Raw genomic sequence first — 24547 nt, forward strand, 5'->3', positions numbered from 1 at the left:
GGGCCCACAGGGGCCCCACCACCCGACGCGGACACCATCGGCACCCGGAAGGAAAACCACCATGACGTCGGTCGCACTCCTGGGCCAGATCCTCGACCACGCCAACCGCGCCGACCCCTACCCGCTGTATGCCGAACTCCGCAGGACCCCCGTGGTGCGGGACGAATCCGGCCCCTACCTGGTCAGCACCTACTGGGAGATCCACAGCCTGCTGCGCGACCCCAGGGTCAGCTCCGACATCCGCAATCTCGCCCCCGAGGCGAAGACCGGCCCCGGGACCGAGGACCCCGACCTGCCGCCGAGCTTCATCAGGCTCGACCCTCCCGACCACGACCGGCTGCGCCGGCTGATCATGCGGACGTACGGCCCGCCGCACTCCCCCCGGCGCGTCTACGGCCTGCACGGCGAGATCTCCGGCATCGTCTCCGGCCTCATCGACCGCTTCCAGGGGCGGGGGCAGATCGACCTCGTCGACGACTTCTCCTACCCGTTCCCCGTCACCGTGATCTGCCGTCTGCTCGGCGTCCCGCAGGAGGACGAGCAGCGCTTCCACGGCTGGGCCGACACCGTCGCCACCGCCATCGAGCCGCCCGTGGGCACGCCCGAGGAGCAGGAGGCCCACTGGCGGTCCATCCGCGAGGCCCACCACCAGCTCGCCGGCTACCTCTCGGGCCTGATCGAGCAGCGCCGCCGCGCACCCCGGGAGGACATGATCTCCGCCCTGGCCACCGACCGCGGAGCCGACGAGAACCCGATGTCCCTGCCCGAGATGCTCAGCAATCTGACGCTGCTGCTGATCGCGGGCCATGAGACCACCGTCAACCTCATCACCAACGGGATGCTCACCCTGCTGCGCCACCCCGACACCCTCAAGCAGCTGCGTACGGACCCCGACCTGGTCATCCCGCTGGTGGAAGAGCTGCTGCGGTTCGAACCGCCCGTGCAGCTGCTGCCCGAGCGCACCACGCTCGACGACATCGAGATCGCCGGGACCACCATTCCCCAGGGCGCCTCCCTGTGGCTCGTCCCGGCCTCCGGGAACCGGGACCCCCAGCGCTTCCCCGAGCCCGACCGCTTCATCCCCGACCGCCCGGACAACCAGCACTTCGGCTTCGGCTCCGGCATCCACAACTGCATCGGCTCGCCCCTGGCCCGCCTCGAGGCGCAGACCGCGCTGGCCGAACTCGTCCGCCGGCTCGACAACCCCCGCCTGGTCGAGGACCCGCCCCCTTACCGCCACAACGCCGCCCTCAGAGGCCCCCAGCATCTGCCCATCGCCTTCGACGGCCTCAGCCGATAGCGCCGGGCATCGCCCAGGGACAAGGCAGAGCCCCCGAACCGTCACCGGTCCGGGGGCCGTTGATCATGTGCGGTCGCGGAGTTCCGGACCTCAGCCCTTCACGCACACCACCTGCTTGAGCCTCGCCACCACCTCGACCAGATCCCGCTGCTGGTCGATGACCTTCTCGATCGGCTTGTACGCCCCGGGGATCTCGTCCACGACGCCGGAGTCCTTACGGCACTCCACGCCCCGCGTCTGCTCCTCCAGATCCCGGGTCGAGAAACGCTTCTTCGCCGCGTTACGGCTCATCTTGCGGCCCGCTCCGTGCGAGGCCGAGTTGAACGACGCCTCGTTCCCCAGACCGCGCACGATGTACGAACCGGTGCCCATCGAGCCCGGGATGATCCCGTAGTCCCCGCTCCCGGCGCGGATGGCGCCCTTACGGGTCACGAGAAGGTCCATGTGCTCGTAGCGCTCCTCGGCGACGTAGTTGTGGTGGCAACTGATCACCGGCTCGAAGACCGGGCGGGCCTTCCTGAACTCCTTGCGCACCACGTCCTGGAAGAGCGCCATCATGATCGCGCGGTTGTACTTCGCGTACTCCTGCGCCCAGAAGAGATCGTGCCGGTACGCCGCCATCTGCGGGGTGTCCGCGATGAAGACGGCCAGGTCGCGGTCGACCAGATCCTGGTTGTGCGGGAGCTTGCGGGCCTCGCCGATGTGGTACTCGGCGAGCTCCTTACCGATGTTGCGGGAGCCGGAGTGCAGCATCAGCCAGACCGAGCCCTCGTCATCGAGACAGAACTCGATGAAGTGGTTACCGGATCCGAGCGAACCCATCTGCTTGACGGCCCGCTCCTGACGGAACTTGACCGCCTCGGCCACTCCCCCGAACCGGCTCCAGAAGTCGTCCCACCCCGCCGTCGGAAACGCGTGCAGCCGCCCCGGGTCCACCGGGTCGTCGTGCATTCCGCGCCCCACCGGGATCGTCTGCTCGATCCGGGACCGCAGCCGCGAGAGGTCCCCCGGAAGGTCGTCGGCGGTCAGCGATGTCCTGACCGCCGACATCCCGCAGCCGATGTCCACGCCGACGGCCGCCGGGCACACCGCGCCCGACATCGCGATCACCGAACCGACCGTGGCACCCTTCCCGTAATGCACATCCGGCATCACGGCGAGGCCCTTGATCCAGGGCAGCGTGGCGACATTACGGAGCTGCTGCATGGCCACGCCCTCGACCGTCGAGGGGTCGGTCCACATCCGGATCGGCACCTGGGCGCCGGGCACCTCGACATACGACATGATGTACTCATTCCCCCGTAAAAGACAGAAAACGCAAAAGCCGGACCAAGGCCCCATAGGCGGCAGGCGACCGGCAGGCACGGCAGTGCGTGCGGTAGACATTGTGTCCAGCCACCGCCCGCGGGCGGCAAGGAGTTTTCCGTCGCTCGAAGGGACACCGACAGTGCAGCCAGCGCAGCGAAGGGCGTACGGACGGCGGGCCACCCCGGCCGTCGCCGTGCTCATCACCGTGCTCGCCGCCGCGGGGCTCGGCGGATGCACCGGCTCCGATTCCTCCTCCGGCCCGGACGACGGCGCCTCCGGCGACTCCGGGACGAATGTCTCCGCCGAGCCCGGCCGTTACCGCACCCTGCCCGAGGCATGCGGCGCGGTCAGCCGTAAGACCCTGCAGACCCTGCTGCCGGGCGCCGAGCAGGACGACAAGGTGTACGACGGCCAGGCCGCCGTGACGTATGACATAGACCGGCGGGACGGCTGCCGCTGGAAGGTGGAGACCGCGAGCGGTACGCGCTATCTCACGATCGACTTCCAGCGCGTCGTCTCGTACGACCCCTCGGTCAGCGATGACGACCGGGCGCAGGAGACCTACGAGGAGAAGGCCGTCGCCGCCGACATCCCGGACGCTCCGAGCGCCTCCTCGACCCCCTCCTCCGGCTCGCAGAGCGAGGGTGGCGACAGCGGTTCCTCCGCCTCCCCCGGCACCAGCTCCGACGAGCCCGGCACGAGCGGTAAGGGCGGCACGGGCAATGAGGCCGACAACTCCGACGGGACGGGCAAAGGCACCGATACCCCCTCCGCGGGGGGCGAGGCGAGCGGTGAAAGTGACGAAAGTGACACCGCCTCGGACGACACCGCCCCGCGCCGGCTGGACGACCTCGGTGACGACGCCTTCCTCAACGACGAGCTGATCACCAAGGACTCGGGTATACACCGCGATATCACGCTGGTGTTCCGGTCCTCGAATGTGATTGCCACCATTGAGTACGACCAGTGGACGACCGACAAGAAGCACATTCCCAACAGCCAGGGACTGCAGGAGAACGCCCAGGACTTGGCCGATGAGCTGACCGGTCGCCTCAACGAATAGCGGGTTCCGGCCACCCTCCGCGGGGCCCCCGCTCAGACCTCCGAAATTGGGACGCCCGCGCGTCGGCCGCGTACCGTGCCGACTAATGACGCGGGCGGTACGTCCGCCCATCGACAGAGAATGAGCGAAGGACCCATGCACCGTTCAGCCCCGCGACTCGCCCGAATACTCGCCTGCGCGACCGTACCGATGGTGCTCGTCGCCGGCTGCTCCTCCGGCTCGGACGACAAGGACGAAAAGAACGCCGGTGGCTCGGCGAGACCCGGCTCGCCCAGCGCTTCACCCACCGTCGCGGCCGCGAAGTTCAGCAAGCTGCCCGACGTGTGCACCGCCCTTTCCGGGAAGACCGTCGACCAGCTCGTCCCCAAGGCGCAGAACAAGAAGGGCAAGGCCCTTCCCTCGGCCGATACCAACACGTCGGCCAGCTGCCTGTGGAGCGGCCTCGACGGCTTCAAGTACCGCTCGCTGACCGTCTCCCTCAAGCTGTTCCACTCCGACCCGGGGCTCGGCTCCGGCGACCGGCGCGCCGGGGAGTACGCCGCCCAGCAGGCGAGCCGGGCCGCCACCGGCAAGGTGACCGACCCCAAGACCGAGAAGGTCGCGGGCATCGGCGACGAGGCGACCTCGGTCAGCTCCAAGGAGAAGAAGGACGGCGACGAGTTCCGCAACCAGACGGTGGTGACCCGCACCGCCAATGTCGTCATCACCGTCCAGTACGACGGCGCGGGCTATGAGAAGGAGAAGACCCCGGACGCGGCCGCGCTGCTCAAGGACGCCAAGTCCGCCGCCAAGGAGGCCGTCGGCGCCATCGCGAAGGGCTCCCAGAGCGGCACCTGACCCCCCGACACGACCCCTTCCCGCCCACGGACCTTGACGTGTATGCGACGCTGAGGCCGCTGTTGTTGAAGACGGGGAGGGGTCGCGGGTGGCCGCGATGCAACTGACACGGATGCACCGAATACTGGCCGGGGTGGTCGTCACCGGGGCGGTGGTGATCGCGGGGATCGGCTTCGCCGGTTCCTACTCCGCGGTGCGCGATCTCGCCCTCGACAAGGGCTTCGGCTCCTTCTCCAACGTCTTTCCGATCGGCATCGACGCGGGGATCGTGGTCCTGCTCGCGCTGGATCTGCTGCTCACCTGGATCCGGATCCCCTTCCCGCTGCTGCGCCAGACGGCCTGGCTGCTGACCGCGGCCACCATCGCCTTCAACGGCGCGGCCGCCTGGCCGGACCCGGTCGGCGTCGGCATGCACGCCGTGATCCCGATCCTCTTCGTGGTCTCCGTGGAGGCCGCCCGGCACGCGGTCGGCCGGATCGCCGACATCACCGCCGACCGGCACATGGAGTCGGTCCGCATCACCCGCTGGCTGCTCGCGCCGGTGCCCACCTTCCGGCTGTGGCGCCGGATGAAGCTGTGGGAGCTGCGCAGTTACGACGAGGTCATCAGGCTGGAGCAGGACCGGCTGGTCTACCAGGCCCGGCTGCGCGCCCGCTATGGGCGCGCCTGGCGCCGTAAGGCGCCCGTGGAGTCGCTGATGCCGCTGCGGCTGGCGCGGTACGGGGTGCCGCTGTCGGACACCGCACCGGCGGGGCTCGCGGCGGCCGGTCTCGAGCCGTCCGCGGTGTCGCCGACGGCGCTTCCGCGGGGCCGGAGCGACGCGGCGGAGGGGGCGGGGGCCAAGAGTGCCTCCCCGGGGGCCCAGCCGGGCCCGTACGGCCCGCCGGGGGCCCTGGAGGGTGCGGGCGGCACCGGCGCCGCCGACGCCCCGCAGCAGCACCCTCAGCCGCCCCAGACGCAGGAGCTGCCGCTCTCGCTGCCCCTGCCCGTCTACCAGCAGCCCGCCGGGCAGGGCCACGACGGCCGGAACGCCGTGCCGTTCGACCCGGCGGCCGCCACCCACCCCACGCCGGTCGAGCAGCAGCCGCAGCAGCCCCAGCAGCCGCAGTACGAGCAGGCCCCCCAGCCGCAGTACCAGCAGGTCCCGGGCCAGGCGGCGCGGTTCGAGCAGCAGCCCGAGCAGCAGCAGCCGCAGCAGCCCCAGCTGACCGTGCCGGTCGGGCCCGGGGGCCGGGTGCGACCGCTCGGCGGTGAGGGCGTGGGCGGCCACCAGGGGATGTACGTACCGGAGCAGCGCGAGCCCGAGCGGTACGCGTACGAGGAGCAGCCGGGGCAGCCGGTGAACCAGCTGCCGGACGACGTCCCGCGCGAGGAGGTCTACTACGCGACCTTCCGCCAGTTCCTCGCCGACCACAGCCGGTACCCCTCGGCGTACCAGTTCGGGCAGCGGCTGCGCGAGGCGTACGGCGTGAGCGACCTCAGCAACGGCGAGCTGGCCGCGTATGTCGAGGACTTCAAGGAGCGGGTCCGCCTGGAGCGGGAGGCCATTCCGTAAAGCCGAAGGCGCCGGGCGGCAGCCGTGAGGCCGCCCGCCCGGCGCCCGGGAGCGGAGGGATCAGGCCGCGAGCAGCTTGCGCACCCGGTCCGCCCCCACCGCCAGCAGCAGCGTGGGCAGCCTCGGGCCGGTGTCCCGCCCCACCAGCAGGGTGTAGAGCAGCGCGAAGAACGACCGCTGGGCGACCTTCAGCTCCGGCGTCGGCTTGGCGTCCGGCGACAGCCCCGCCTGGATCTTGGGCACTCCGTAGACCAGCGTGGTGAGACCGTCCAGCGACCAGTGGTCGTCCAGGCCGTCGAGCAGCAGCCGCAGCGACTCCCGCTCGGTGTCGCCCAGCACGGCCAGCCGCTCGGTGTCCGGCTCGTCCCGGACCCGGGTGCGCTGGTCGGCCGGGACCTGGGTGGTGATCCAGCGCTCGGCCTTGTCGAGCCGGGGCCGGGTCTCCTCCAGGGACGTGACCGGGTTGTCCGGGTCGAGGTCGCTGAGGATGCGCAGCGTCTGCTCGTCATGGCCGGTGGTGATGTCCACCACCGAGGCCAGCGTGCGGTACGGCAGCGGGCGCGGGGTGCTCGGCAGCTCGCCCTTGGAGGTGCGGGTCGCGCGGCCGTAGGCGGCCACGTCGGCGGGCTGGGCCGTGCCCTCGGTGATCTTGCGCTCCAGCGCGTCCCACTCGTCGTAGGTCCGCTGGATCTCCTGGTCGAAGGCGATCTTGAAGGACTGGTTGGGCCGGCGGCGGGCGTACAGCCAGCGCAGCAGCGGCGCCTCCATGATCTCCAGGGCGTCGGCCGGGGTGGGCACGCCGCCCTTGGAGGAGGACATCTTGGCCATGCCGCTGATGCCCACGAACGCGTACATCGGGCCGATGGGCTGCTCCCCGCCGAAGACCTCGCGGACGATCTGGCCGCCGACCACATAGGACGAGCCGGGCGAGGAGTGGTCGACGCCGGAGGGCTCGAAGACCACGCCCTCATAGGCCCAGCGCATCGGCCAGTCGACCTTCCAGACCAGCTTGCCCCGGTTGTGCTCGGTGAGCAGGACGGTCTCGCCGTGGCCGCACGCGCAGGTGTAGGCCAGCTCGGTGGTCTCGTCGTCGTACGAGGTCACCGTGGTCAGATCGCGGTCGCAGACCGAGCAGTAGGGCTTGTACGGGAAGTAGCCCGCGCCGCCGGCGCTGCCGTCGTCCTCGGCGGCCGCGCCCGACCCCTCGGCGGCGGCCAGCTCGGCCTCGTCGACCGGCTTCTGCTGCTGCTTGGCCGGCTTCTTGGCGCCGGCCTTCTCCTTGGTGCGGTACCGGTCCAGGACGGCGTCGATCTCCCGGCGATGGCGCATCGCGTGCAGGATCTGCTCGCGGTAGGCCCCCGAGGTGTACATCTCGGTCTGGCTGATGGGGTGGAACTCGATGCCCATCTCCCGCAGGGCCTCGGCCATCGGCGCCTTGAAGTGCTCCGCCCAGTTCGCATACGGCGATCCGGGCGGGGCCGGGACCGAGGTGAGCGGCTTGCCGATGTGCTCGGACCAGGACGGGTCGATCCCGGCCGGGACCTTGCGGTACCGGTCGTAGTCGTCCCAGGAGAGGATGTGAACGCATTCATATCCCCGGCGCCGGATCTCGTCGGCGACCAGGTGCGGGGTCATGACCTCGCGCAGATTGCCGAGGTGGATCGGGCCGGACGGGCTGAGACCCGAGGCGCAGACGACAGGTTTGCCCGGGGCGCGGCGCTCCGCCTCGGCAATGACCTCGTCGGCGAATCGGGAGACCCAGTCGGTCTCGGTGCTCTGAGCCACGGTCGGCACTTCCTTCCTAGCGGTCATGGCACCGCCCATTGTCCCAGACGGAACGGACCCCTCCGGCGTTGCCCACAGGTCCTGCCGGGCGGGCCCGGGTTATCCACAGGCCGGGGAAATCGTTGGACCCGCCGTGAAATACTGGGTTGCCCATACCACCACTATCGGAATGGCACCTCATCTATGGCATCGGTCCCTTCCCTCGCCGCCACCGTCCATCAGCGCGTCGCGGACGCCCTCTCGGCTGCCCTGCCGGAGGCCGGCTCCGCGGACCCGCTGCTGCGACGAAGCGACCGGGCCGATTTCCAGGCCAACGGGATGCTGGCGCTGGCCAAGAAGCTCCAGGGAAACCCCCGTGAGCTGGCCGCCAAGGTCGTGGCCCACCTTCCGGTCGCCGCCACCTCGGCCGACCCCGATCCGGTGATCGCCGACATCGAGGTCTCCGGCCCCGGCTTCCTCAACATCACGATCGCCGACTCCGCGATCACCGCGACCCTCGCCGCCCGCGCCGCCGACGACCGCCTCGGCGTGCCGTTCGCGCAGGCGCCCGGCACCACCGTGATCGACTACGCCCAGCCCAATGTGGCCAAGGAGATGCACGTCGGCCATCTGCGCTCGGCGGTGATCGGCGACGCGGTGGTGCGGATCCTGGAGTTCGCCGGCGAGAAGGTGGTCCGCCGCCACCACATCGGCGACTGGGGCACCCAGTTCGGCATGCTCATCCAGTATCTGATCGAGCACCCGCATGAGCTGGACCACAAGGACGCCTCCTCCGGTGAGGAGGCCATGTCCAATCTGAACCGGCTGTACAAGGCCGCGCGGGCGCTCTTCGACGCCGACCCGGAGTTCAAGGAGCGGTCCCGGCGGCGGGTGGTGGATCTCCAGGCGGGCGACGAGGAGACCATCGCCCTGTGGCGGAAGTTCGTGGACGAGTCGAAGATCTACTTCTACTCGGTCTTCGACAAGCTGGACATCGAGATCCACGACCCCGATGTGGTCGGCGAGTCGGGTTACAACGACATGCTGGCCGAGACCTGCCGGCTGCTGGAGGAGTCCGGCGTCGCCGTTCGCTCCCAGGGTGCGCTGTGCGTCTTCTTCGACGACATCAAGGGCCCCGAGGGCAATCCGGTGCCACTGATCGTCCAGAAGTCCGACGGCGGCTTCGGCTATGCGGCCACCGACCTCTCCGCGATCCGCGACCGGGTGCAGCACCTGAAGGCCGACACCCTGCTGTATGTGGTGGACGCCCGGCAGTCGCTGCACTTCAAGATGGTCTTCGAGACCGCCCGCCGGATCGGCTGGCTCAATGACCAGGTGCACGCCGTCCAGCTCGCCTTCGGCACCGTCCTGGGCAAGGACGGCAAGCCGTTCAAGACCCGCGCGGGCGAGACGGTGCGGCTGGAGGACCTGCTGAACGAGGCGACCGAGCGGGCCGCCGCCGTGGTCCGGGAGAAGAGCGAGAAGCTCGGTCTCAGCGAGGAGGAGATCCTCGAGCGCGGCGCCCAGGTCGGCGTCGGCGCGGTGAAGTACGCGGATCTGTCCACCTCCGCCTCGCGTGACTACAAGTTCGACCTCGACCAGATGGTCTCGCTCAACGGAGACACCTCGGTCTATCTGCAGTACGCGTACGCCCGGATCCAGTCGATCCTGCGCCGCGCCGAGGAAGGTCAGCGGCCGCTGGCCCACCCCGAGCTGCCGCTGACCAAGGCCGAGCGGGCGCTGGGGCTGCACCTCGACCAGTTCGGGGAGACGCTGGCCGAGGTGGCCGCCGGGTTCGAGCCGCACAAGCTGGCCGGGTATCTCTACCAGCTGGCCTCGCTCTACACGACCTTCTACGACCAGTGCCCGGTCCTGAAGGCCGAGGGCGGCCCGTCCCAGGTGGAGAACCGCCTCTTCCTGTGCGACATCACGGCGCGCACGCTGCGGCAGGGCATGACCCTGCTGGGCATCCGCACCCCCGAGCGCCTCTGAGCCACCGCGTGTGAGGAGCCCCGCCCCGGTACGAGGGGCGGGGCTCCTCGCGTTCCTCAGCCGCGCGTGCCTCACCGGCAGAGCACATCGCGCTCCGGCCGCTCCCCCTTCAGCAGGAAGTCCGTGACCTTCCGGTCCGCGCAGGCGCTGCCGTTGTCTCCCACATAGGCCGCGCCATGCCCCATCGCGTCCACGCTGACCATCCGCGCCCGGTCGCCGTAGGCGCGCCGCAGGTTCAGCGCCCCGCCGTACGGGGTGGCCACATCGCGCTTGTTCTGCACCAGCAGCACGTTCGACGGTCCCTGGTCGGTGATCCGCACCGGCTTGTCCCGCGGCGCGTCATGCCAGAACGCGCAGGGCGTGACGTTCACCGGCATGCCCGCGGTGAGCGGGTGGCTCTTCCGGCTGGCGGCCACATCCCGGGCGTAGTCCGGCAGGGACGTGGGCCACTCCACGTCGTTGCAGATGGTGGCGAGGGACACGGCCGCGGCGTCCTGGGGCGGGTCGGCCGGTGCCGCGCCGGGCGCCTTACCGGCGTCCGCGGCCACGATCAGCTTGGCCAGGTCCTCGAAGTCGTCCCGGGAGTAGAGGGCGTTCAGCATGCTCTGGCGCAGTGCGTTGCCGTTCAGCTCGGGCGGGTTGGCGCCGGGCCACGGCAGCGGCTTCGCGTCCAGCCGGGCGGCGAGGTCCAGCACGCGGCGGCGCACCCCGTCGGGGGTCCCGGCGAGCCGGACGGGGCTGTTCGGGGCGGAGGCCCAGGCGGCGAAGTCGGGGAAGGTGTCCTCGACGCCGACGGCGTAGTTGGCCAGCCAGCGGCGCTCCACCCGCTCCGGATCCGGGTCGTCATTGCTGTCCAGCACCCAGCGGTCGGTGTGCTCGGGGAACATCTGCGCGTAGACGGAGCCCACGTACGTCCCGTAGGAGACGCCCCATGCGGACAGCTTCCGCTCGCCGAGCGCCCGCCGGATGCTGTCGATGTCCCGGGCCTCGTTGACGGTGCTGATGGTGCGCAGCAGCTCACCGCCGTTGCGGGCGCAGGTGTCGGCGATGCGGCGGCCGGTGGTGACGTTCCGGGTGATGTCCCCGCCGGGGGCGGGCCAGGGGCGGGAGGCGAGCAGCGACAGATCGGCGGTGTCCAGACCGCATCCGGTGTGGGTGGACCGCCCCATGCCGCGCGGGTCGAAGCTGACGAGGTCATAGGCGTCCCGCACCGACCGCGGCAGCCGCTTGCCGAGCGTGGTGGGCCGCTCCAGCCCGGTGGATCCGGGGCCGCCCGGGATCAGCAGCAGGGTGCCCCGGCGGGCCTGCGGCCGCTCGCTGGGGATGCGGGATACGGCGAGGGAGATCCGCTTGCCGCCGGGGTCGCGGTGGTCCAGCGGCACCTTGAGCGTGGCGCATTCCTGCCGGGGGTCGAGCCCGGTGCCCTCGCAGGCCCCCCAGCTGAGCGCGGTGGCGGTCGGATCGGCCAGCGGTCCCGGGGTCGCGTCCGCGGACGCGACGCCTAGGAGGGATGCGGCGGCGGCGGTGGCGAGGGCCAGCGCGGCGGTTCTGCCGGTCGTCGGTCTCATGTGCCCAAGCCTTGTGGAACCGGCTTCCGTCTCCCATCCGGGCAACCGGCCGACCCTTCCGGGGGATAACCCCCGACGGAACGTCAGGCGTACCGTCGCGCACGTAGCATTCGCGACACATTTCCCGGACCGGGACAACCTCTCGCCACCCCGGCCCGTCCAACCCCGTGAATCACCTGTCATCAACAGACCATTGGGGGCTTGACCATGCGACGGTGGGGGACCGCGCTCGCGGCGACGGTGCTCGCGGGCGGCGCGCTGGCGGCGACGGCGGGGGCGGCGGGGGCCGTCACTCCGGCCGCGGCCGAGGCGGCGGCGAAGGCGGCGGCCTGTGAGACCGGCTGGGGCAGCGGCGAGAAGACGGCCCAGCCGGCGGGTCACACACCGCTGGGGAGCATCAGGACCGGCCGGCACGCCTGCTACGACCGCATGGTGTTCGATGTGAAGGGCGCCACGGCCGCCGATCGCGTCGGCTACCGCGTGTCCTACGTGGACACCCTGTACCAGGAGGGCTCGGGCGAGGAGATCCCGGTCGGCGGCGGGGCCATCCTGGACATCCATGTGGCCGCGCCGAGCTACGACCCGGGGACCGGCGGGGAGTCGTATCCGGGGCGGGCGCGCAAGCCGCTGCCGGGGGTGAACGTCGCCGGCTACCAGACCTTCCGGGACACCCGCTTCGGCGCCAGCTTCGAGGGCGAGACCCAGGTCGGCCTGGGCGTGCGCGCACGGCTGCCGTTCCGCGTCTTCCAGACGGACGGGCGGGTCGTGGTGGATGTGGCGCACTCCTGGAACGCGGTGCGCTGAGGAAGACGGCGAAGGGCCTGCCCCACGGCCGGACGGTCGTGGGGCAGGCCCTTGTTCACCTCGGACCGGCCTACTGCTTGAAGCCGTAGTCCATGATCTTCTTCGCGTCCGCCGTGCGGTTGTCCACCGAGGAGGAGGCGAGGACGGTGCCGATGACCGTCTTCCCGTTCCGGGTGGCCGCGAAGACCAGGCAGTACTTGGCCTCCGGGCCCGAGCCGGTCTTGACGCCGATGGTGCCCGAATAGCTGCCCAGCAGATTGTTGGTGTTGGTCCACGACATGTAGCGGTAGCCGCCGCTCTTCGTGGTCACCTTCTGCTTGGTCGACTTCGTCTTCACGACCGTGCGGAACGTGGAGTACTTCATCGCGCTGCTGGCCAGCTTCGTCAGATCGCGCGGCGTCGAGTAGTTGGCGCCGCGCCCGATGCCGTCGAACGAGTCGAAGTGGGTGTTCGTCAGCCCGAGGGACTTGGCCGTGGTGTTCATCTTGCCGATGAACGACTTCACCCGCGCGGCCCGGGTGGAACCGGTGCCGAACTTGTCCGCCAGCGCGTACGCCGCGTCACAGCCGGACGGGAGCATCAGCCCGTACAGCAGCTGGCGGACGGTGACCTTGTCGCCGACGATCAGCCGGGCCGAGGAGGCCCAGTTGTTGTCGACGATGTAGTCGCTGTACGCCTTCTGGACCGTGACCTTGGCGTCCAGGTTGAGATTCGGCTGTGCGAGCACCACCCGGGCAGTCATGATCTTGGTGGTGGAGCCGGTGGACCGACGGGTGTCCGCGGCCTTGGTGAACAGGCTCTTTCCCGTGCCGTTGTTCATCACGAACCCGCCCTTGGCGGCGATCGTGGGAGTAGCGGTCGTCGCGGCCTGCGCGGAGGCGGTGAACGCCCCCGCCGACAGCACGGCTCCAGCGGTGATCGCGACCGCGGATACGCGACGTAGACCCTTCATGCCGGTTTTCAACGTGAATATCTCCCAATGCCCCATGCCTGCGGCCGCATCGCAGGGCCGCTCTCTCATGTGACGCGTGAAAGGGGCCGAGGGATGTGCCCCTCTGCCGAGATTTCTGGAAATTCCCCCGGCTGCCCGCCTGCCCGCCCCCGCACCGCCAGCCGCGGGGGCGGGCCGCAGGCCGGATAGTGGACCGTGCCGATTCCCGAAGCCACCGAAAGCGCCGCCATGACCTCCCAGCACCTCCTCGACCGCGTCCAGCGCCTGGCCGACGCGGGCGGCCGCCGCCTCCTCGGCATCGCCGGACCGCCCGGGGCCGGCAAGACCACCCTCGCCGAGTACCTGGTCGACGCCCTCGGCGCCGACCGGGCCGTCCTGGTGCCGATGGACGGCTTCCACCTCGCCGACGCCGAGCTGCGCCGGCTCGGCCTGATCGGCCGCAAGGGCGCGCCGGAGACCTTCGACCCGTACGGCTACACCGCGCTGCTGCGGCGGCTGCGGGCGCCGCGCGCCGAGGAGGTCGTCTACGCGCCGGGGTTCGACCGCGAGCTGGAACAGCCCGTCGCGGGCACCATCCCGGTGGAGCCGGAGATCCCGCTGGTGATCACCGAGGGGAACTATCTGCTGCTGGACGAGGCGCCCTGGCTCCCGGTCCGCGAGCTGCTGGACGAGACCTGGTGGGTCGACCTGGACACCGAGGAGCGGGTGCGCCGGCTGATCGACCGCCATGAGCGGTTCGGCAAGCCGCGCGAGGCGGCCGAGCGCTTCGTCCTCACCTCCGACGAGGCCAACGCCCGGCTGGTCGCCCCCGGGCGGGCGGCCGCCGACTTCGTGGTCAGCGGCCGGTGATCGCCGTATGGGCGACACGACCAGGGGCGGGCCGGCGACGCGAAGGCCGGGGGCTCCGCGCCCCCGGCCTCGTGGTCGTTCCTCGCGGTGGAGGCTCACTCCCCGCGGTTCAGCCGCTGGGCGACCTCGACCGCCCAGTACGTGAGGATCATCCCGGCGCCCGCGCGCCGTACCGACGTCAGCGTCTCCATGATCGCGCGGTCGCGGTCGATCCAGCCGTTGGCCGCCGCCGCCTCGACCATCGCGTACTCGCCGGAGATCTGGTACGCGGCCACCGGCACGTCCACGGCGTCGGCGATCTGCCGCAGGATGTCCAGATACGGCAGGGCCGGCTTCACCATGACCATGTCCGCGCCCTCGGCCAGGTCCAGCTCCAGCTCGCGCATCGCCTCGCGGGCGTTGGCCGGGTCCTGCTGGTACGTCTTGCGGTCGCCCTTCAGCGAGGAGCCCACCGCCTCGCGGAACGGACCGTAGAAGGCGGAGGCGTACTTCGCGGTGTAGGCGAGGATCGAGACGTCCCTATGCCCGGCGCCGTCCAGCGCCTCGCGGATCACCCCGACCTGCCCGTCCATCATGCCGCTGGGGCCCACCGTGTGGACGCCCGCGTCGGCCTGGACGCGGGCCATCTCCGCGTACCGCTCCAGCGTGGCGTCGTTGTCGATCCGGCCCTCGGCGTCCAGGACCCCGCAGTGGCCGTGGTCGGTGTGCTCGTCCAGGCAGAGATCGGACATGATCACCAGGTCGTCGCCGACCTCGGCGCGCACATCGCGGATGGCCACCTGGAGGATCCCGTCCGGGTCGGTGCCGGGCGTGCCGACGGCGTCCTTCTTGGACTCCTCCGGCACCCCGAAGAGCATGATCCCGCCGATGCCCGCGGCGACCGCGTCGGCCGCCGCCTTCCGCAGGGAGTCCCGGGAGTGCTGCAGCACGCCCGGCATCGTCTGCAGCGGCACCGGCTCGGTCACGTCCTCGCGGACGAACGCGGGCAGGATCAGCTCGGCCGGATGCAGCCGGGTCTCCGCGACCATGCGGCGCATGGTCGGGTTCACCCGCAGCCGGCGCGGCCGCGCACCGGGGAAACTGCCGTACGTGGTGCTCAAGAGCGTGCCCTCCTCCGCGATCCCGGCCGTCGCTCGCTCGGGCGGGTGACCGGCTCCCCGGCCTCGACCGCGGCCTGCCGCCGCGCCGCCCCGAAGTCCGCGAGCGCCTCGGCGAGCTTGAGCACCGAGGGCTCGGGCGACAGCACGTCCACCCGCAGCCCGTGCTCCTCCGCGGTCTTCGCGGTGGCCGGGCCGATACAGGCGATGACAGTGACATTGTGCGGCTTGCCCGCGATGCCGACGAGGTTCCGCACGGTGGACGACGAGGTGAAGAGCACCGCGTCGAACCCGCCGCCCTTGATGGCCTCACGGGTCTCGGCCGGCGGCGGCGAGGCGCGCACGGTGCGGTACGCGGTCACGTCGTCGACCTCCCAGCCCAGCTCGATCAGCCCGGCGACCAGGGTCTCGGTGGCGATGTCGGCCCGCGGCAGGAAGACGCGGTCGATCGGGTCGAAGACCGGGTCGTAGGGCGGCCAGTCCTCCAGCAGCCCGGCCGCGGACTGCTCACCGCTGGGCACCAGATCCGGCTTCACCCCGAAGTCGATCAGCGACTTCGCGGTCTGCTCACCCACCGCCGCGACCTTGATCCCGGCGAACGCGCGGGCGTCGAGCCCGTACTCCTCGAACTTCTCCCGCACCGCCTTGACCGCGTTGACCGAGGTGAAGGCGATCCACTCATAGCGCCCGGTGACCAGGCCCTTGACCGCGCGCTCCATCTGCTGCGGGGTGCGCGGCGGCTCCACGGCGATCGTCGGCACCTCGCTGGGCACCGCGCCGTAGCCGCGCAGCTGGTCCGAGAGCGAGGCGGCCTGCTCCTTGGTGCGCGGCACCAGGACCTTCCAGCCGAACAGCGGCTTGGACTCGAACCAGGAGAGCTGATCGCGGCGGCCGGCCGCGCTCTGCTCGCCGACCACGGCTATCACCGGCTGTGCGCCCTGCGGCGACGGCAGCACCTTGGCCGCCTTCAGCACCTGGGCGATGGTCCCCAGCGTCGCGGTCCAGGTCCGCTGGCGGGTGGTGGTGCCGCCCACGGTGACGGTGAGCGGGGTGTCCGGCTTGCGGCCCGCGGCCACCAGCTCACCCGCGGCGGCGGCCACCGTCTCCAGGGTCGCGGAGACCACGGCGGTCGCGTCGGACGAGCCGACCTCGCTCCAGCAGCGCTCATCGGCGGCCAGGGCGTCCACGAAGCGCACATCCGCGCTGTGGGCGTCCCGCAGCGGCACCCCCGCATAGGCGGGCACACCCACCGCGGCGGCCACACCCGGCACCACCTCGAAGAGGATGCCCTCGGCGGCGCAGGCGAGCATCTCGTCGGCGGCGTATCCGTCGAGGCCGGGGTCGCCCGCGACCGCGCGGACGACCCGCTTGCCGCCGCGCGCGGCCGTCATGACAAGATTGGCGGTGTCCCGGAGTACCGGGACGGCGGCGGTGGCTGACGACCCATCAGCGTCCGCCTGCCGCGGCGCGCCCTGAGCGTCCGCGGCCACGCCCGGCCTGACGTGCCTCCGCACCACGTCGAGCACTTGCGGGTCGGCGATCAGTACGTCCGCGGTGGCCAGAGCCTCCACGGCGCGCAAGGTCAGCAGGCCCGGATCTCCGGGGCCCGCACCGAGGAAGGTGACGTGTCCGCAGCCGGGGTGATTCGGGACGGTGGGGTTCAAAGTGCTCGCTCCCCCATAAGACCGGCCGCACCCTTGGCGAGCATCTCGGCGGCGAGTTCGCGACCGAGGTCCCCGGCCTCACTGGGCGACGCGGGTACGGGACCGGTGGTGGACAGCTGCACCAGCGTCGTGCCGTCGAGAGAGCCGACGACGCCGCGCAGGCGCATTTCGGTGACAACCTGACCGTCGGCCAGCAGGTCGGCCAGCGCCCCCACGGGTGCGCTGCAGCCGGCCTCCAGGGCGGCGAGCAGGGATCGCTCGGCGGTCACGGCGACCCGCGTGTACGGGTCGTCGATCTCGGCGAGCCGGGCAGTGAGCGCCACGCTGGACGCGGCACACTCCACTGCCAGGGCCCCCTGGCCGGGGGCGGGCAAAACATGGCCGACATCGAGCAGCTCGGTCGCCTCGCCGATCCGCCCCAGACGGATCAGGCCGGCGGCGGCGAGCACCACGGCGTCCAGCCGTCCGGACCGGACGTAGCCGATGCGGGTGTCGACGTTGCCGCGTATCGGCACGGTCTCGATGTCGAGGCCGAAGGAGCGGGCCCACGCGTTGAGCTGGGCCGCGCGCCGCGGGGATCCGGTGCCTATCCGGGACCCCGGGGGAAGCTCGGCGAAGGTGAGCCCGTCCCGGGCGATCAGCGCGTCGCGCGGGTCCTCGCGGCGCGGTATCGCGGCCAGCCGCAGCCCGTCGGGCTCCGCGGTGGGAAGGTCCTTCAGCGAGTGCACGGCCAGGTCGAGCTCACCGCTCAGCAGCGCCTCGCGCAGCGCCGAGACGAACACGCCGGTGCCGCCGATCTGCGCGAGGTGCTCCCGCGAGGTGTCGCCGTACGTGGTGATCTCGACCAGTTCCACGGGGCGCCCGGTGACCTCCCGCACCAGGTCCGCGACCAGGCCGGACTGGGCCATGGCGAGCGCGCTGCGGCGGGTGCCCAGACGCAGCGGCGGGGTGCCGCCGGAGGCGGCGGGTGAGGGGGTGGCGTTCATGGCCGGCCTCCCTTCGGGTCGTTCGGTTCGGCCGCGCGGGCCGAGCCGTCGGCACGGCTGACGGCGGCGACCGCCTGCGGATCGAGGTCGAAGAGCTCGCGCAGCGCGTCCGCGTAACCGGCACCACCCGGAGTGCTCGCCAGCTGCTTGACCCGCACGGTGGGCGCGTGCAGCAGCTTGTCGACGACCCTGCGCACGGTCTGCGTGATCTCGGACCGCTGCTTGTCGTCCAGATCCGGAAGGCGCCCGTCGAGCCGGGCGATCTCACTCGCGACGACGTCCGCCGCCATGGTACGCAGCGCGACCACCGTCGGGGTGATGTGCGCGGCGCGCTGGGCAGCGCCGAAGGCGGCCACCTCGGCGGAGACGATGGTCCGCACCTTGTCCACGTCGGCGGCCATCGCCCCGGCGGACGAGCCCGGCGCCCCGGACGGCTCGGCGGCCGCCTCGGCGAGGGACTCGATGTCGACCAGGTGCAGCCCCTCGATCCGGTGCGCCGCCGCGTCGATGTCGCGCGGCATCGCCAGGTCGAGCAGCGAGACGTCCGTCCCCGCGCGGTGGACCCCGGGCGGGCAGGCCGCGCGCTGGGCGAGCGCGGTGCGCAGCTCCGCGGCGGTCAGCACCAGCCCGGTCGCGCCCGTACAGGAGACGACGATGTCGGCGTGCGGCAGCTCGGCGGAGACCCGGTCCCGCGGCACGGCGCGGGCCACCAGCGGCTCGCGCAACGTTTCATCACCCTCGGCCAGGATCGCGGCCGGGGTGGCCGCGTGCTGCTGGACCAGGGACTCGGCCAGGCGCAGCGCCCGCTCCAACGTCCTGTTGGCGATCACCAGTTCTGTCACACCGGCGCGCGCGAGCGTCGCCGCGGCCAGCGAGGACATCGAACCGGCGCCGATCACCAGGGCCCGCTTGCCCCGGGCCCACTCCGCCACCGGCGCGCCCTGGGCCAGCTGCTCCAGACCGAAGGTGACCAGCGACTGGCCCGCCCGGTCGATACCGGTCTCGCTGTGGGCCCGCTTGCCGACCCGCAGCGCCTGCTGGAAGAGATCGTTCAGCAGCCGTCCGGCGGTGTGCAGCTCCTGCCCCAGCGCGAGCGCGTCCTTGATCTGGCCGAGGATCTGGCCCTCGCCGACGACCATCGAGTCCAGCCCGCAGGCCACCGAGAAGAGGTGGTGGACGGCCCGGTCCTCGTAGTGGACGTAGAGATACGGGGTGAGCTCGTCCAGTCCGACGCCGGTGTGCTGGGCGAGCAGCGTGGACAGCTCGGCGACCCCGGCGTGGAACTTGTCCACGTCGGCGTAGAGCTCGATGCGGTTGCAGGTGGCCAGCACCGCGGCCTCGGTGGCGGGCTCGGCGGCGAGGGTGTCCTGCACCAGCTTCGCCTGCTCGTCCCCCACCAGGGCGGCGCGCTCCAGCACGCTCACGGGCGCGCTGCGGTGGCTCAGTCCGACGACGAGGAGACTCATGCCGGCATCACGGCGGGCACGTCCCCGTCAGGTCCTTGCCGACCGCTGTCGGCGCCGGGGCCGCCGGAGGGCGCGCGATGCGGCACGGGCGGCGGTGGAACGGCTCCCGCGGCCTCCTCGGGGGCGGTGACCTCCTCACCCGCCTTGCGCTGCTCGTGGAAGGCGAGGATCTGCAGCTCGATGGAGAGATCGACCTTGCGCACGTCCACCCCGTCCGGAACGGTCAGCACGGTGGGCGCGAAGTTGAGGATCGAGGTGATCCCGGCGGCGACGAGCCGGTCGCAGACCTGCTGGGCCGCGCCCGCCGGGGTGGCGATGACGCCGATCGAGACGCCGTTGTCCGTGATGATCTTCTCGAGCTCGTCGGTGTGCTGCACCGGGATGCCCGCGACCGGCTTCCCGGCCATGGTGGGGTCGGCGTCGATCAGCGCGGCGACCCGGAAGCCACGGGAGGCGAAGCCGCCGTAGTTGGCGAGCGCGGCGCCGAGATTACCGATACCGACGATCACAACCGGCCAGTCCTGGGTGAGCCCGAGCTCCCGCGAGATCTGGTAGACGAGGTACTCGACGTCATAGCCGACACCGCGGGTGCCGTACGAACCGAGATAGGAGAAGTCCTTGCGCAGCTTGGCCGAATTGACGCCGGCCGCGGTGGCCAGCTCCTCCGAGGACACCGTGGGCACCGAGCGCTCCGAGAGAGCGGTCAGGGCACGCAGATACAGCGGTAGCCGGGCGACGGTGGCCTCGGGGATCCCTCGGCTGCGGGTCGCCGGTCGGTGAGTTCGGCCAGTTGCCACGGTGCTCCTGCGGGTAGAGCGAGGCTGTGGGCGGCCGGGTGTTTCATGACCGCCCCATCGACAGCAGGCTATGTCTTTGTGAACGCGTGCACAAAGATGGTGTCCGCTTTGTCCGAGCAAAGTGACCGGTGTCACGCGCCTTTTCGCGCCAGCCGCGGAACCACCACCTGCGTCACACCGTTCCCGGCAGGCACGCTCGTACCGCTGGGCCGCCGACCGGAGCACAGGCCCTCACTCCTCACCTTTTTACCCCCGGACAGCAACAAAACGCCCACGATCGTAATCGACCGAGAGCCCACTTCCGAACTCGTGGAAGCGGGCCCGCCCGGCGCGGGCAGGCAGAATGAAGGGCATGAGTCCGTTGCTGCGCCGCACCCCGCGGAAGAAGCCCTCCGAGCGCACGGTCACGCTGATCGGCAAGCCCGACTGCCATCTGTGCGAGGACGCCGAGGCCGTGGTCGAAGAGGTCTGCGGCGCGCTGGGCACTCCCTGGGAGAAGAAGGACATCACCCAGGACGAGGAGCTGTACCGCGCCTACTGGGAGCAGATCCCGGTGGTGCTCATCGACGGCGAACAGCATGACTTCTGGCGGGTGAATCCCCAGCGGCTGCGCGCCGCGCTCGGCGGCTGATCCCGCCCCCGCGAGGCGGCTGATTCCGGCCCCCTGCGCGGCCTCCCTTTCGCGTAACCTGAATCGGCCCGACACCCGGGCGTAACGGGATGCGCCGGAGCGCTGGCTATGCTCGCTCCATGGCCGCACTGGGATGGTTCACCCGACGTCGACGACCCGCCACCGAGCGGAGTGTCCTCGCCGGAGAGGCATCGGCCGAGGCGGCGCGCAAGTCGTCGGCCGAGACCCCCGCACCGCAGCCCCCCGCCGAACCGGAGTTCCCCGTCGTCGGCGACGAGCGGGCCGCCGCCTTCTTCGACCTGGACAACACGGTCATGCAGGGCGCCGCGATCTTCCACTTCGGCCGCGGCCTCTACAAGCGGCACTTCTTCCGCAAGCGCGAACTCGCCCGCTTCGCGTGGCAGCAGACCTGGTTCCGGGTGGCCGGCGTCGAGGACCCGGCGCATATGGAGGACGTGCGCAGCAGCGCCCTGTCCATCGTCAAGGGCCACCGGGTCTCCGAGCTGATGTCGATCGGCGAGGAGATCTACGACGAGTACATGGCCGACCGCATCTGGCCCGGCACCCGCGCCCTCGCCCAGGCGCATCTGGACGCCGGGCAGCGGGTCTGGCTGGTGACCGCCGCGCCGGTCGAGACCGCGACGATCATCGCCCGGCGGCTCGGCCTGACCGGGGCGCTGGGCACGGTGGCCGAGTCGGTGGGCGGCGTCTACACCGGCCGGCTGGTCGGCGAGCCGCTGCACGGCCCGGCCAAGGCGGAGGCCGTACGGGCGCTGGCGACGGCCGAGGGGCTGGACCTCTCCCGCTGCGCGGCCTACAGCGACTCCGCGAACGACATCCCGATGCTGTCGATCGTGGGCCATCCGTACGCGGTGAACCCGGACACCCGGCTGCGCAAGCACGCCCGTGAGCACAGCTGGCGGCTGCGCGACTACCGCACCGGCCGCAAGGCGGCCAAGATCGGCATTCCGGCGGCGGCCGGGGTGGGCGCGGTGGCGGGCGGCACGGCGGCCGCCGTGGCCCTGCACCGCCGACGCCGCTGACGGCAGGCACGACGGGGAGCACGGACCGCACGCACGACTGAGACCACCGGCGTCGCCGACCGCGGGCGGCCAGGAGCTCACTCCACCCCCCTGACCTCCCGCTGAGCCCCTTCCGGCGCGCCTCCCTCGGGCCCCGCTGACCGCTCGCGCACGACCGTGACCGAGGACGGTCAAGGCTGACCGCCGATCGCGCTCCGTGACGATGCGCCCCTCGATACGCAGCGTCACCAACCGAACGCGCCCGCCCAGTTTCGGTCATTCCGCGCGTCTTACCCCACAGCGCTCCCGCCAGTCCCCTTACCGCCGCTTTGTCACAACACGCCACGCAATCGCACAACCCACGAACGATTCCGATCAATTAGCGCTACACGTTCGATACTTGATGGGTCATCAATCCATAACAGAGCGAACGGAAACGATGATTTGAACAACTGGGTGTAGTGCCGCCTGTACGAAGCGTTATTCTCCTTAGACGCAAACCGGTACCCACACGTCCCTACGGCGGGTGACGGTCCCGTACTGCTCGTGATGGAAGCTCTGCCTCTGGGAGTCTCGTGTACCCACACGTCGGGGTTGACGCCTCGGGCCTGGCTACGCTGCGCGCAACGGTCCTTGACTGTCTGCGCGGCTTCGTCCCCACCGCGTATGCCGTCCCCGCCCTCGCCACCCCCCTGCCCGTCAGCCCAGCCGTCGGCACGGTCAATCGCCCCGGCCAGGCCGGTCCGTGCTACGCACTGGCGGACGGCGGCGCCGCGGTCAGCAGACGCTCCCGCGGCTCCACCACCCCCACCGCCCGGCGCCCCGGCGCCGACAGCGACAGCCGCCGCATGATGGACCTCGTCGAGCGCGCCCAGTCCGGAGAGGCCGAGGCGTTCGGCAGGCTCTACGACCAGTACGCCGACACGGTCTACCGCTACATCTACTACCGCGTGGGCGGCAAGGCCACGGCCGAGGACCTCACCAGCGAGACGTTCCTGCGCGCCCTGCGCCGCATCGGCACCTTCACCTGGCAGGGCCGCGACTTCGGCGCCTGGCTGGTGACCATCGCGCGCAACCTCGTCGCCGACCACTTCAAGTCCAGCCGCTTCCGGCTGGAGGTCACCACCGGCGAGATGCTCGACGCCAACGAGGTCGAGCGCAGCCCCGAGGACTCCGTCCTCGAATCGCTGTCCAACGCGGCCCTGCTGCAGGCGGTGCGAAAACTCAACCCGCAGCAGCAGGAGTGCGTGACGCTCCGCTTCCTCCAGGGCCTCTCGGTCGCCGAGACCGCCCGGGTCATGGGGAAGAACGAGGGCGCGATCAAAACCCTTCAGTACCGGGCCGTGCGCACCCTGGCCCGGCTTCTTCCGGACGACGCCCGCTGACCACCCGTAGCCGTCCGGCCACGGACCGTCCGCCTTTGGGCAGGGCGTAACCCGGGCGCTGCGCCGCTCGTTGTGGGGGATGCAGGCGCCTCGTGGTCGTACCCTGCCCGTAGTCCACTCACTCGATCGGGTGGACGCGCGCATGGCACGGAACCCTCGGGTGTCCTGGGGAGTCGACCGTCACGACGAGAGGAGGTGCCGCCTGTGATCGCGAACGTATCGGCACACCGGCGGGCGAACGCCTTCGCCAAGGCCTTGGAGGCCCTGGAGGCCCTGGAGAGCAACCACCAGGCCGCCCAGGACAATGCGCCGCAGCAACAGCCAGGTTCCCCATCGGCGGAGAGCGCCGAGCGGAGACGGTTGCTGGCCCTGGCGAGCGGGCTGGGCGAGCTGCCGGCACCGACATTGGACCCGGAGGTCCGGGTGACGCAGCGGGCGCAGTTGCTCGCCGCCATGGAGGCGGCCTTCGCCGAGGGCGCGCCACGCGTGCCCGAGCAGCGCCGCCGCACCGGCGGCGCCCACCGTGCCAAACCCCCGGTGGCGAGACTGCGCCCCCGTTCCCGCTGGTCCAAGGGGCTCGCGGCCGGGGGGCTCACCGTCGGCGTCGCGGCGGGTGCCTTCGGCGGCGTCGCCGCCGCCAGCTCGGACGCACTGCCGGGCGACACCCTCTACGGGTTCAAGCGCGGCATGGAGGACCTCAAGCTGGAGATGGCGGACGGCGACGCCGACCGGGGCCGGATCTATCTGGACCAGGCGTCGACGCGGATGAGCGAGGCGCGCCGGCTGATGGAGCGCACCCGCACCGGCGATCTGGACCATGACTCGCTGGGCGAGATCCGCCGGGCCCTGGCCGGGATGCGCCATGACGCCTCCGAGGGCCACCGGCTGCTGCACCAGGTCTACGAGCGCGACGGCTCGCTCGGCCCGATCCAGCAGCTGTCGTCCTTCTCCCAGGCCCACCGTGGCGGCTGGAGCCGACTGCGCGAGCAGCTCCCGGTGCAGCTGATGGACGTCGGCGACGACGTGAGCTCGGTCTTCGACGCCATAGACCAAGAGGTCGGCCCGCTGCGGGCGTTGCTGCCCACGAAGAAGGAGCAGGAGGGCCCGTCCGGCCAGACCGGGCACGCGCCCGAGCGCGCCGACGGGGTGGCCCCCGGCGACCGTCCGGCGTCCACCTCGGCCACCCCGAGCGGCAGCCGCACCGGCGAGACCACCGCCCGCCCGCACCCGTCGTCCTCGTCAAGCGCCCACGACCAGAGCGGCGGTCTGGTGGGCGGCGCCGGGGACCTGCTGGACCCGCCGCTCGGCGGCGCGACCCCCAGCCCGTCCACGGGCAAGGGCGACCCGGGCGGCAAGACGTCGTCCCAGCCGGACATCACCATCCCCCCGCTGCTGCCGGACCTGCTGCCGGGCCTGAGCATCGACGGCGACGACACGAGGTGACGACGTCCTGAGGGCGGGTGGTGTGCGCTACCGCCCACCACCCGCCCTCAGACCACGCCACGCC

The 24547-nt window shown here is 71.4% G+C and carries 20 protein-coding genes; 11 read left to right on the plus strand and 9 right to left on the minus strand.

Annotated elements, in window-relative coordinates:
* Positions 1 to 61: 61 nt before the first annotated feature.
* Positions 62 to 1300, plus strand: a complete 1239-nt coding sequence (locus tag J8403_RS19605; protein ID WP_211124315.1) for a cytochrome P450 — start codon at positions 62 to 64, stop codon at positions 1298 to 1300.
* A gap of 90 nt (positions 1301 to 1390) precedes the next feature.
* Here J8403_RS19605 and J8403_RS19610 read toward each other — a convergent pair whose 3' ends face one another.
* Positions 1391 to 2584, minus strand: coding sequence for an RtcB family protein (locus tag J8403_RS19610; protein ID WP_211124316.1), 1194 nt, complete (start codon positions 2582 to 2584; stop codon positions 1391 to 1393).
* A gap of 163 nt (positions 2585 to 2747) precedes the next feature.
* On the opposite strand from J8403_RS19610, the gene J8403_RS19615 reads away from it, so the two are divergent.
* From J8403_RS19615 to J8403_RS19625, 3 genes are all read left to right on the plus strand, one after another.
* Positions 2748 to 3671 (plus strand): DUF3558 domain-containing protein, encoded by a 924-nt coding sequence (locus J8403_RS19615; RefSeq protein WP_246585904.1) that lies wholly within the window; start codon positions 2748 to 2750, stop codon positions 3669 to 3671.
* Between the two features lie 135 nt (positions 3672 to 3806).
* Positions 3807 to 4508, plus strand: a complete 702-nt coding sequence (locus tag J8403_RS19620; protein ID WP_211124317.1) for a hypothetical protein — start codon at positions 3807 to 3809, stop codon at positions 4506 to 4508.
* A gap of 88 nt (positions 4509 to 4596) precedes the next feature.
* Positions 4597 to 6063, plus strand: a complete 1467-nt coding sequence (locus tag J8403_RS19625; protein WP_211124318.1) for a DUF2637 domain-containing protein — start codon at positions 4597 to 4599, stop codon at positions 6061 to 6063.
* A 60-nt stretch (positions 6064 to 6123) separates the two neighbouring features.
* On the opposite strand, the gene lysS is transcribed toward J8403_RS19625, so the two are convergent.
* Positions 6124 to 7875 (minus strand): lysine--tRNA ligase, encoded by a 1752-nt coding sequence (gene lysS / locus J8403_RS19630; protein WP_211124319.1) that lies wholly within the window; start codon positions 7873 to 7875, stop codon positions 6124 to 6126.
* 156 nt (positions 7876 to 8031) lie between these two features.
* Here lysS and argS point away from each other — a divergent pair, with 156 nt between their 5' ends.
* Positions 8032 to 9819 carry an arginine--tRNA ligase gene (argS, locus tag J8403_RS19635; RefSeq protein ID WP_211124320.1) on the plus strand — a complete coding sequence of 596 codons (1788 nt, stop codon included), beginning with the start codon at positions 8032 to 8034 and terminating at the stop codon, positions 9817 to 9819.
* A 71-nt stretch (positions 9820 to 9890) separates the two neighbouring features.
* On the opposite strand, the gene J8403_RS19640 is transcribed toward argS, so the two are convergent.
* Positions 9891 to 11387 carry an alpha/beta hydrolase gene (locus J8403_RS19640; RefSeq protein ID WP_211124321.1) on the minus strand — a complete coding sequence of 499 codons (1497 nt, stop codon included), beginning with the start codon at positions 11385 to 11387 and terminating at the stop codon, positions 9891 to 9893.
* A gap of 207 nt (positions 11388 to 11594) precedes the next feature.
* On the opposite strand from J8403_RS19640, the gene J8403_RS19645 reads away from it, so the two are divergent.
* A complete protein-coding gene (locus tag J8403_RS19645; protein WP_211128334.1) occupies positions 11595 to 12191 on the plus strand; it encodes an AMIN-like domain-containing (lipo)protein in 597 nt (198 codons plus the stop codon).
* Between the two features lie 70 nt (positions 12192 to 12261).
* Here the strand turns inward: J8403_RS19645 and J8403_RS19650 are convergent, their stop codons facing one another.
* Positions 12262 to 13143: a D-alanyl-D-alanine carboxypeptidase family protein gene (locus J8403_RS19650; protein WP_211124322.1), complete on the minus strand. Its 882-nt coding sequence runs from the start codon at positions 13141 to 13143 to the stop codon at positions 12262 to 12264.
* Between the two features lie 228 nt (positions 13144 to 13371).
* On the opposite strand from J8403_RS19650, the gene J8403_RS19655 reads away from it, so the two are divergent.
* Positions 13372 to 13992 carry a nucleoside/nucleotide kinase family protein gene (locus J8403_RS19655; protein WP_211128335.1) on the plus strand — a complete coding sequence of 207 codons (621 nt, stop codon included), beginning with the start codon at positions 13372 to 13374 and terminating at the stop codon, positions 13990 to 13992.
* Positions 13993 to 14087: 95 nt separating this feature from the next.
* Here the strand turns inward: J8403_RS19655 and hemB are convergent, their stop codons facing one another.
* The 5 genes from hemB to J8403_RS19680 are packed head-to-tail and all read right to left on the minus strand — an operon-like array spanning position 14088 to position 20002.
* Positions 14088 to 15092 (minus strand): porphobilinogen synthase, encoded by a 1005-nt coding sequence (hemB, locus tag J8403_RS19660; protein WP_211124323.1) that lies wholly within the window; start codon positions 15090 to 15092, stop codon positions 14088 to 14090.
* Positions 15089 to 16753: a bifunctional uroporphyrinogen-III C-methyltransferase/uroporphyrinogen-III synthase gene (locus tag J8403_RS19665; protein WP_211124324.1), complete on the minus strand. Its 1665-nt coding sequence runs from the start codon at positions 16751 to 16753 to the stop codon at positions 15089 to 15091. Before J8403_RS19665 ends, hemB begins: the two co-directional genes overlap by 4 nt.
* Positions 16750 to 17739, minus strand: a complete 990-nt coding sequence (gene hemC, locus J8403_RS19670; RefSeq protein WP_211124325.1) for a hydroxymethylbilane synthase — start codon at positions 17737 to 17739, stop codon at positions 16750 to 16752. Before hemC ends, J8403_RS19665 begins: the two co-directional genes overlap by 4 nt.
* Positions 17736 to 19205, minus strand: a complete 1470-nt coding sequence (locus J8403_RS19675) for a glutamyl-tRNA reductase (RefSeq protein ID WP_211124326.1) — start codon at positions 19203 to 19205, stop codon at positions 17736 to 17738. Before J8403_RS19675 ends, hemC begins: the two co-directional genes overlap by 4 nt.
* Complete coding sequence (locus J8403_RS19680) at positions 19202 to 20002, minus strand: redox-sensing transcriptional repressor Rex (protein ID WP_211124327.1); 801 nt, start codon at positions 20000 to 20002, stop codon at positions 19202 to 19204. Before J8403_RS19680 ends, J8403_RS19675 begins: the two co-directional genes overlap by 4 nt.
* 352 nt (positions 20003 to 20354) lie before the next feature.
* Between J8403_RS19680 and J8403_RS19685 the strand changes: the two genes are divergently transcribed.
* The 4 genes from J8403_RS19685 to J8403_RS19700 all read left to right on the plus strand — a co-directional run bounded on the left by J8403_RS19685 (position 20355) and on the right by J8403_RS19700 (position 24483).
* Entirely contained in the window at positions 20355 to 20633 is a 279-nt protein-coding gene (locus J8403_RS19685; protein ID WP_211124328.1) for a glutaredoxin family protein, read from the plus strand.
* A 119-nt stretch (positions 20634 to 20752) separates the two neighbouring features.
* Positions 20753 to 21676 carry an HAD family hydrolase gene (locus J8403_RS19690; protein ID WP_059145103.1) on the plus strand — a complete coding sequence of 308 codons (924 nt, stop codon included), beginning with the start codon at positions 20753 to 20755 and terminating at the stop codon, positions 21674 to 21676.
* A gap of 554 nt (positions 21677 to 22230) precedes the next feature.
* A complete protein-coding gene (locus J8403_RS19695) occupies positions 22231 to 23040 on the plus strand; it encodes an ECF subfamily RNA polymerase sigma factor, BldN family (RefSeq protein WP_093463689.1) in 810 nt (269 codons plus the stop codon).
* A gap of 204 nt (positions 23041 to 23244) precedes the next feature.
* Entirely contained in the window at positions 23245 to 24483 is a 1239-nt protein-coding gene (locus J8403_RS19700; protein ID WP_211124329.1) for a DUF5667 domain-containing protein, read from the plus strand.
* The last annotated feature ends 64 nt before the right edge of the window (positions 24484 to 24547 follow it).

The sequence above is a fragment of the Streptomyces yatensis genome, from assembly GCF_018069625.1.
Classification (GTDB): domain Bacteria; phylum Actinomycetota; class Actinomycetes; order Streptomycetales; family Streptomycetaceae; genus Streptomyces; species Streptomyces yatensis.

What these genes read in the sequence shown, in the direction of transcription:
- J8403_RS19605 (WP_211124315.1), top strand. Translation starts at nt 62, where the DNA reads ATGACGTCGGTCGCACTCCTGGGCCAGATCCTCGACCACGCCAACCGC.
- J8403_RS19610 (WP_211124316.1), bottom strand. Translation starts at nt 2,584, where the DNA reads ATGTCGTATGTCGAGGTGCCCGGCGCCCAGGTGCCGATCCGGATGTGG.
- J8403_RS19620 (WP_211124317.1), top strand. Translation starts at nt 3,807, where the DNA reads ATGCACCGTTCAGCCCCGCGACTCGCCCGAATACTCGCCTGCGCGACC.
- lysS (WP_211124319.1), bottom strand. Translation starts at nt 7,875, where the DNA reads ATGACCGCTAGGAAGGAAGTGCCGACCGTGGCTCAGAGCACCGAGACC.
- argS (WP_211124320.1), top strand. Translation starts at nt 8,032, where the DNA reads ATGGCATCGGTCCCTTCCCTCGCCGCCACCGTCCATCAGCGCGTCGCG.
- J8403_RS19640 (WP_211124321.1), bottom strand. Translation starts at nt 11,387, where the DNA reads ATGAGACCGACGACCGGCAGAACCGCCGCGCTGGCCCTCGCCACCGCC.
- J8403_RS19645 (WP_211128334.1), top strand. Translation starts at nt 11,595, where the DNA reads ATGCGACGGTGGGGGACCGCGCTCGCGGCGACGGTGCTCGCGGGCGGC.
- J8403_RS19650 (WP_211124322.1), bottom strand. Translation starts at nt 13,143, where the DNA reads ATGAAGGGTCTACGTCGCGTATCCGCGGTCGCGATCACCGCTGGAGCC.
- J8403_RS19655 (WP_211128335.1), top strand. Translation starts at nt 13,372, where the DNA reads ATGACCTCCCAGCACCTCCTCGACCGCGTCCAGCGCCTGGCCGACGCG.
- hemC (WP_211124325.1), bottom strand. Translation starts at nt 17,739, where the DNA reads ATGAACGCCACCCCCTCACCCGCCGCCTCCGGCGGCACCCCGCCGCTG.
- J8403_RS19675 (WP_211124326.1), bottom strand. Translation starts at nt 19,205, where the DNA reads ATGAGTCTCCTCGTCGTCGGACTGAGCCACCGCAGCGCGCCCGTGAGC.
- J8403_RS19685 (WP_211124328.1), top strand. Translation starts at nt 20,355, where the DNA reads ATGAGTCCGTTGCTGCGCCGCACCCCGCGGAAGAAGCCCTCCGAGCGC.
- J8403_RS19690 (WP_059145103.1), top strand. Translation starts at nt 20,753, where the DNA reads ATGGCCGCACTGGGATGGTTCACCCGACGTCGACGACCCGCCACCGAG.